Annotated in this window: 9 protein-coding genes; all 9 read left to right on the forward strand. The window is 56.7% G+C overall.

Annotated elements, in window-relative coordinates; all coding sequences use genetic code 11:
• Nucleotides 1–406 precede the first annotated feature (406 nt).
• The gene (gene cydA, locus QMM04_RS18985) at nt 407–1,978 is read left to right on the forward strand and encodes a cytochrome ubiquinol oxidase subunit I (RefSeq protein WP_282996763.1); all 1,572 of its coding nucleotides are present in this window, start codon (nt 407–409) and stop codon (nt 1,976–1,978) included.
• A gap of 11 nt (nt 1,979–1,989) precedes the next feature.
• Complete coding sequence (gene cydB / locus QMM04_RS18990) at nt 1,990–3,129, forward strand: cytochrome d ubiquinol oxidase subunit II (RefSeq protein WP_021508533.1); 1,140 nt, start codon at nt 1,990–1,992, stop codon at nt 3,127–3,129.
• Nucleotides 3,130–3,144: 15 nt separating this feature from the next.
• Nucleotides 3,145–3,258, forward strand: coding sequence for a cytochrome bd-I oxidase subunit CydX (gene cydX / locus QMM04_RS18995; RefSeq protein ID WP_010615998.1), 114 nt, complete (start codon nt 3,145–3,147; stop codon nt 3,256–3,258).
• Nucleotides 3,258–3,551: a cyd operon protein YbgE gene (gene ybgE, locus QMM04_RS19000; protein WP_058775290.1), complete on the forward strand. Its 294-nt coding sequence runs from the start codon at nt 3,258–3,260 to the stop codon at nt 3,549–3,551. The genes cydX and ybgE overlap by 1 nt, the downstream gene beginning before the upstream one ends.
• A 195-nt stretch (nt 3,552–3,746) precedes the next feature.
• Nucleotides 3,747–4,151: a tol-pal system-associated acyl-CoA thioesterase gene (gene ybgC, locus QMM04_RS19005; protein ID WP_038648188.1), complete on the forward strand. Its 405-nt coding sequence runs from the start codon at nt 3,747–3,749 to the stop codon at nt 4,149–4,151.
• Nucleotides 4,148–4,834, forward strand: coding sequence for a Tol-Pal system protein TolQ (tolQ, locus tag QMM04_RS19010; RefSeq protein ID WP_010616001.1), 687 nt, complete (start codon nt 4,148–4,150; stop codon nt 4,832–4,834). Before ybgC ends, tolQ begins: the two co-directional genes overlap by 4 nt.
• Nucleotides 4,835–4,847: 13 nt before the next feature.
• The gene (gene tolR, locus QMM04_RS19015) at nt 4,848–5,276 is read left to right on the forward strand and encodes a colicin uptake protein TolR (RefSeq protein ID WP_021508530.1); all 429 of its coding nucleotides are present in this window, start codon (nt 4,848–4,850) and stop codon (nt 5,274–5,276) included.
• 25 nt (nt 5,277–5,301) lie between these two features.
• Complete coding sequence (gene tolA / locus QMM04_RS19020) at nt 5,302–6,561, forward strand: cell envelope integrity protein TolA (protein WP_021508529.1); 1,260 nt, start codon at nt 5,302–5,304, stop codon at nt 6,559–6,561.
• A 116-nt stretch (nt 6,562–6,677) separates the two neighbouring features.
• Nucleotides 6,678–7,884: Tol-Pal system beta propeller repeat protein TolB (tolB, locus tag QMM04_RS19025; protein ID WP_282996764.1), on the forward strand; the 1,207-nt coding region annotated here is incomplete at its 3' end.

The following is a 7,884-nucleotide window of genomic DNA, read 5'->3' on the forward strand; positions in this document are numbered from 1 at the left end:
AACAACGCTAACACTACATATCTGAAAAATTATTGTCTTAATCCAGATCAATAAAAGGCGATATATAGCAAACTTTACCGCTGGCTAAAAGCAACCCAACCGGTATAAATTGCGCTGCATCAATTCAGTCTTTTTCATCATTTTTCAGGAGTTTGTGCCAGGCGTTGTCATATCAATTCTGTCGCCTCCTCATCTTACTCCTGCTCGAAACAGGCTGAAGCGATCGGTTTTTCGGGGAATTTTCACCACTGTTACTCGCTCACTTCGGGCCGCAGTACGCATTGTGCTGTCGGTAACAAAACTGGAATCAATAATCAGTCGTTCCTGACCTTATTCTGCATCGCACTGCCCGCTGTTTGTGGTTGTTATTCGCAGGATGAGTTCATGCGAGGAGCAAGGAGTCATCATGTTAGATATTGTCGAGCTGTCGCGTTTACAGTTTGCCCTGACGGCGATGTACCATTTCCTGTTCGTCCCTTTAACGCTGGGTATGGCGTTTTTGTTGGCGATCATGGAAACCGTATATGTCCTGACGGGGAAACAAATTTATAAAGATATGACCAAATTCTGGGGCAAGTTGTTTGGTATCAACTTTGCGCTGGGCGTGGCCACCGGTCTGACCATGGAATTTCAGTTCGGTACCAACTGGTCTTATTACTCCCACTACGTCGGCGATATCTTCGGTGCGCCGCTGGCCATCGAAGGCCTGATGGCGTTCTTCCTTGAATCCACCTTTGTCGGCCTGTTCTTCTTCGGCTGGGATCGCCTCGGTAAAGTGCAGCACCTGGCGGTGACCTGGCTGGTGGCACTTGGCTCGAACATGTCCGCGCTGTGGATCCTGGTGGCGAACGGCTGGATGCAGAACCCGATCGCCTCCGAGTTCAATTTCGAAACCATGCGTATGGAGATGGTGAGCTTCTCCGAGCTGGTGCTGAACCCGGTGGCGCAGGTGAAATTTGTGCATACCGTGGCCGCGGGTTACACCACCGGTGCGATGTTCATTCTGGGCATCAGCGCCTGGTATCTGCTGAAAGGGCGCGACATCGCGTTTGCTAAACGCTCCTTTGCGATCGCTGCCAGCTTCGGTATGGCTGCCGTGCTATCGGTCATCGTGCTGGGTGACGAATCCGGCTATGAAATGGGCGACGTGCAGAAAACCAAGCTGGCCGCCATCGAAGCCGAATGGGAAACCCAGCCGGCGCCAGCGGCCTTTACGCTGTTTGGCGTGCCGGATCAGGCGACGCAGGAGAACAAGTACGCCATCCAGATCCCGTATCTGCTCGGCCTGATCGCCACCCGTTCTGTCGATACGCCGGTCACCGGCCTGAAAGATCTGCTGGCGCAGCATGAAGTGCGCATCCGTAACGGTATGAAAGCCTATGCGCTGCTGAACGAGCTGCGTGCCGGCAGTAAAGATCCGGCGGTGCGCAGTGAGTTTGAGACGCATAAACAGGATCTCGGCTACGGTCTGCTGCTCAAGCGTTATACCCCGGACGTGGCGAACGCCACGGAAGCGCAAATCCAGCAGGCAACGCAGGATTCCATTCCGCGCGTGGCACCGCTCTATTTCGCCTTCCGCATCATGGTGCTGTGTGGCGTGCTGCTGCTGGGCATCATTGCGCTGTCGTTCTGGAGCGTGATTCGTAACCGCATCGGTAAGAATCGCTGGCTGCTGAAAGCGGCGCTGTACGGTATTCCACTGCCGTGGATTGCCGTCGAAGCTGGCTGGTTTGTCGCTGAATATGGCCGTCAGCCGTGGGCGATTGGTGAGGTGCTGCCAACCGCAGTGGCTAACTCGTCGCTGACCGTCGGCGATCTGCTGTTCTCGATGATCCTGATCTGCGGCCTGTATACCGTGTTCCTGGTGGCGGAGATGTATCTGATGTTCAAATTTGCCCGCCTTGGTCCAAGCAGCCTGAAAACCGGCCGCTATCACCATGAAACAGTACAAGCTGTGACTCAACCGGCGCGCGGATAAGGAGAGCGACCATGTTTGACTATGAAGTGTTGCGTTTTGTCTGGTGGCTGCTGATTGGCATTCTGCTGATCGGTTTTGCCGTCACCGACGGCTTCGATATGGGCGTGGGAATGCTGACCCGCATCCTCGGCCGCACCGATACCGAGCGTCGCATCATGATTAACAGCATCGCGCCGCACTGGGACGGTAACCAGGTCTGGCTGATCACTGCCGGCGGGGCGCTGTTCGCCGCCTGGCCAATGGTCTATGCCGCCGCGTTCTCCGGTTTCTACGTGGCGATGATTCTGGTGCTGGCCTCGCTGTTCTTCCGTCCGGTCGGCTTTGATTACCGGTCGAAGATTGAAGATATGCGCTGGCGCGGTGCCTGGGACTGGGGCATCTTCATTGGTAGCTTTGTGCCGCCGCTGGTGATTGGCGTGGCGTTCGGTAACCTGCTGCAGGGCGTGCCGTTCCATGCTGATGAGTACCTGCGCCTGTTCTACACCGGTAATTTCTTCCAGCTGCTTAATCCGTTTGGCCTGCTGGCTGGGGTGATCAGCGTCGCGATGATTCTGGCCCAGGGCGCGACTTACCTGCAGATGCGCACCAGCGGCGAACTACACCTGCGTTCCCGCACCGCGGCGCAAATCAGCGCGCTGGTGATGCTGGTGGGCTTTGTACTGGCTGGCGTGTGGGTGAAATACGGCATTGATGGCTATGTGCTGAAAAGCGCAATCGATCATCACGCGGCGTCTAACCCGCTGGGTAAAGACGTGGTGCGTGAAGCCGGGGCCTGGCTGGTCAATTTTGAACAGATGCCGGTGCTGTGGCTGTTCCCGCTGCTCGGCGCGCTGCTGCCGCTGCTGACGATCCTGTGTTCGCGCATGGAGAAGGGCGCATGGGCGTTTATCTTCTCTTCGCTGACGCTGGCGTGCGTCATTATGACGGCTGGCATTGCGCTGTTCCCGTTCATCATGCCATCCAGTACCGTGCCGGGCACCAGCCTGACCATGTGGGACGCGACCTCCAGCCTGCTGACGCTGCAGATCATGACCGTGGCCGCCATCATCTTTGTGCCGATTATTCTGGCTTACACCAGCTGGTGTTACTACAAGATGTATGGCCGCATCACCAAAGAACACATTGAGCGCAATACGCACTCCCTGTACTGATTGAGGAGATTGAGCATGTGGTATTTTGCCTGGATTCTTGGCACCTTGCTGGCCTGTGCGTTTGGCGTAGTCACGGCACTGGCGATCGAGCATGTGGAAGAGGGCGGCGCGCAGGACGACAAGCTCTGATGCGCAGCCTGATACAGACGCTGTATCGTCTGATGGATAAGGGCCCGCTGCGGGCCCTTTCACTGATTCTGGCGCTGTGGCTGGCCGGATGCGTCATCTGGCAGCCGGCGCGCTTTGCCGCACGCACCAGTGAGCTCGCTATCTGGCACGGATTATTGTTAATCTGGGCGGTGTGCAGCGGCGTGATCCACGGCACCGGTTTCCGGCCACAGCGTGCCCGCTGGCAGGCGCTGTTTGCCCCGCTGCCGGCGTTGATCGTGCTGGCGCTGGGAATTTACTGGTTCTACCATTAAGTTCTGTCTCAGCCCGCAAGGGCTGTTTTACCGCTGCTGACGTGAGTTTTTGTCAGCGGTTGGTCAGGAAATCTCCCAAAAATCCTTCCAGTTGTTAACGTCTGATAATTATTTTCTCCTGGCTCTGGCGGACCATTCCCAAGCCGATCTCACTTGCGTATAGTAGCAACGTTTAAAATGAGACCGGGATGTAGAGTGAGTACAACGCTGTTTCGCTGGCCGGTTCGTGTCTATTACGAAGACACCGATGCCGGTGGTGTGGTTTACCACGCCAGTTATCTTGCTTTCTATGAACGAGCACGTACCGAGATGTTGCGCCAGCACCATTTCAATCAACAAGCCCTGTTGGAAGAACAGGTGGCGTTTGTGGTACGACGCATGACGATAGACTTTGTTGCCGCAGCACGTCTTGACGATCTTCTGGATATCCAGAGTGAAGTGACCGCCATGACCCGCGCCACCATGACGTTCTCGCAGCGTATCGTGAATGCAGAAGGCAAAGTGCTGAATGAAGCAGAAGTCCTGATTGCCTGCATCAACCCACATCTAATGAAGCCGATTGCGCTTCCCAAGTCTATTGTCGCGGAGTTCAAGCAGTGACTGACATGAATGTTCTTGATTTGTTCCTGAAGGCGAGCCTTCTGGTCAAACTTATCATGTTGATTTTGATCGGCTTTTCTATTGCCTCCTGGGCAATCATCATTCAGCGCACCCGCATTCTTAACGCGGCGGGGCGTGAGGCCGAGGCGTTCGAGGACAAGTTCTGGTCCGGTATCGAGCTGTCGCGTCTCTATCAGGAGAGCCAGGCTCGCCGTGACGAGCTGAGCGGGTCCGAACAGATTTTCTACTCTGGCTTCAAAGAGTTTGCCCGCCTGCACCGCGCCAACAGCCATGCGCCGGAAGCGGTGGTCGAAGGGGCCGGTCGCGCCATGCGCATCTCGATGAACCGTGAACTGGAAGCGCTGGAAAATCATATCCCATTCCTTGGCACCGTCGGTTCCATCAGCCCGTATATCGGTCTGTTTGGTACGGTGTGGGGGATCATGCATGCCTTTATCGCACTGGGTGCGGTGAAACAGGCCACGCTGCAAATGGTTGCGCCCGGTATCGCCGAAGCGCTGATCGCCACCGCAATCGGTCTGTTCGCGGCCATTCCTGCCGTTATGGCGTATAACCGTCTGAACCAGCGCGTGAACAAGCTGGAGCAGGGCTACGACAACTTTATGGAAGAGTTCACGGCCATCCTGCATCGTCAGGCTTTCTCTACCGACAACAGCAAGTAAGTCGAGGTTAACGATGGCCAGAACCCGTGGTCGCGGGCGTCGCGATCTTAAGTCGGAAATCAACATTGTTCCGCTGCTGGACGTGCTGCTGGTGTTGCTGCTCATCTTTATGGCAACCGCGCCGATTATTACGCAGAGCGTGGAAGTGGACCTGCCGGACGCAACCGATTCGAAAACCGTTTCCAGCGACGATAATCCGCCGGTGATCGTGGAAGTGGCCGGGGTAGGGCAGTACAGCCTGGTGGTGGATCACGATCGTATGACGCAGCTGCCGCCGGAGCAGGTGGTGAGCGAAGCGCAGCGCCGTATTGAAGCCAATCCGAAGACGGTCTTCCTGATTGGTGGGGCGAAAGATGTGCCTTACGACGAAATCATCAAGGCGCTGAACCTGTTGCATCAGGCTGGCGTGAAATCCGTCGGTTTGATGACGCAGCCGATTTAACGCGAACCGTTTTTGGGAACCGAGAGTGTCGAAGGCAACCGAGCAGAACGAGAAGTTAAAACGCGCGATAATCATTTCGGTGATTCTGCACATCGTGCTGATCGCCCTGCTGATTTGGAGCTCGTTTAACGAACATATCGAAGCCAGCGGCGGCGGTGGCGGCAGTGATATCGACGCGGTGATGGTCGATCCTGGCGCGGTGGTTGAGCAGTATAACCGTCAGCAGAATCAGCAGAGTGACAGTCAGCGCGCCGAGCAGCAGCGCCAGAAGCAGGCACAGCAGCAGGCGGAAGAGTTGCAGCAGAAACAGGCCGCTGAACAGCAGCGGCTGAAAGAGCTGGAAAAAGAGCGTCTGCAGGCGCAGCAGGAAGCCAAAGAGCAGGCGAAGCAGCAGGCAGAGCAGCAGAAGGCGGCTGAAGCAGCAGCGAAGCAGGCGCAGGAGCAGCAGAAAGCCGCAGAAGCGGCCGCAGCGAAAGCCAAAGCCGATGCCAAAGCGCAGGCCGATGCTCAGGCGAAGGCCGCAGCAGACGCGAAAGCCAAAGCGGAGGAGCAGGCGAAGCAGGCCGCAGCCGACGCGAAGAAGAAAGCGGAAGAGCAGGCCAAAGCCGCCGCAGCCGAAGCGGCGAAAGAGAAAGCCGCGCAGCAGGCGAAAGCCGCAGCTGAAGCGAAAGCCAAAGCGGAGGCAGAAGCCAAAGCTCAGGCCGCGGCAGATGCAAAAGCCAAAGCTGCACAGGAAGCCAAAGAGAAAGCTGCGGAAGCCGCGAAAGAGAAAGCTGCCGCCGAAGCCAAAGCGAAAGCTGAGGCAGCAGCCAAAGCCAAAGCGGATGCGGCGGCGAAAGCTAAAGCTGCGGCTGATGCGAAGAAGAAAGCGGCTGCCGAAGCGGCGAAGAACGAGAGCGATGTGGATGATCTGTTAGGCGGTCTCTCTTCCGGTAAGAATGCGCCGAAAAGCGGCGCCGCTTCCGGTGGTGGCGCGGCGGCAGGTCAGGGCAATCAGAAGAAGGCGGGTGCCTCAGGTGCTGAGGTGAATGCATATCTGGGTCAGATCACCAGTGCGATTCAGAGCCGCTTCTACGATGCCGATCTGTATCGCGGTAAAAGCTGCGATCTGCGGATTAAACTGGCACCGGATGGTTTGCTGATTGACGTGAAAGCTGAAGGCGGCGATCCGGCGCTGTGTCAGGCGGCGATTACCGCAGCGAAGCAGGCACGCATTCCGAAGCCGCCTTCGCAGGCCGTATATGAAGTGTTTAAGAACGCACCGATGCGTTTCAAACCAGAATAATGCAGTAACGTACGGCAGGTTGAACTAAGGTTAGCTTGCCGTACTCTATGAGTACTCGTGTTTTTTCAGGAACTGTGCGAATTATCATGAACTCAGGTTCAGATAAGGGAGATAAGATGAAGCAGGCACTTCGTGTAACCTTAGGTTTTTTTGTACTGCTGTGGGCAGCGATGCTGCACGCGGAAGTACGCATTGAAATTACGCAGGGCGTGAATACCGCACGCCCAATTGGTGTGGTGCCGTTCCAGTGGGCCGGTCCGGGCGCTGCACCCGAAGATATTGGTGGCATCGTCGCAGCAGACTTACGTAACAGCGGTAAATTCAACCCGCTGGATCGTTCTCGTCTGCCACAGCAGCCGACCAGCGCACAGGAAGTTCAGCCTGCCGCGTGGAGCGCACTGGGTATTGATGCCGTGGTCGTCGGGCAGGTTACGCCGAACGCCGATGGCAGCTACCAGGTGGCTTATCAGCTGGTGGATACCGGTGGCGCACCGGGTACTGTGCTGGCGCAGAACTCCTATAAAGTCACCAAACAGTGGCTGCGCTATGCTGCGCATACCGCCAGCGATGAAGTTTTTGAGAAGCTGACTGGTATCAAAGGCGCGTTCCGTACCCGTATCGCCTATGTGGTGCAGACCAACGGCGGTCAGTTCCCTTACGAACTGCGCGTGTCTGACTACGATGGTTACAACCAGTTTGTGGTACACCGTTCGCCACAGCCGCTGATGTCACCGGCCTGGTCGCCGGACGGCAGCAAAGTGGCTTACGTGACCTTCGAAAGCGGTAAATCGGCGCTGGTGGTGCAGACGCTGGCCAACGGCGCTATCCGTCAGGTAGCTTCTTATCCGCGTCACAACGGTGCACCGGCCTTCTCGCCGGACGGCTCTAAGCTGGCCTTCGCCCTGTCGAAAACCGGTAGCCTGAACCTGTACGTGATGGATCTGGCCTCCGGTCAGACGCGTCAGGTGACCGATGGCCGCTACAACAGCACCGAACCTACCTGGTTCCCGGACAGCCAGACGCTGGCTTACACTTCGGATCAGGCCGGTGCGCCACAGATTTACAAAGTTAACGTTAACGGCGGAACGCCACAGCGCATTACCTGGGAAGGGGCTCAGAACCAGGATGCGGATGTGTCATCTGACGGTAAAACGATGGTGATGATTAGCAGCGCCGGTGGCGCGCAGCACGTCGCCAAACAGGATCTGGAAACGGGAGCCGTTCAGACAATAACGGACACGTTCCTGGATGAGACGCCAAGTCTGGCTCCTAACGGCACGATGGTAATCTATAGCTCTACTCAGGGGATGGGTTCCGTGTTGC

Source organism: Pantoea sp. Pa-EAmG, from assembly GCF_030024295.1.
In the GTDB taxonomy this organism is placed as follows: domain Bacteria; phylum Pseudomonadota; class Gammaproteobacteria; order Enterobacterales; family Enterobacteriaceae; genus Pantoea; species Pantoea dispersa.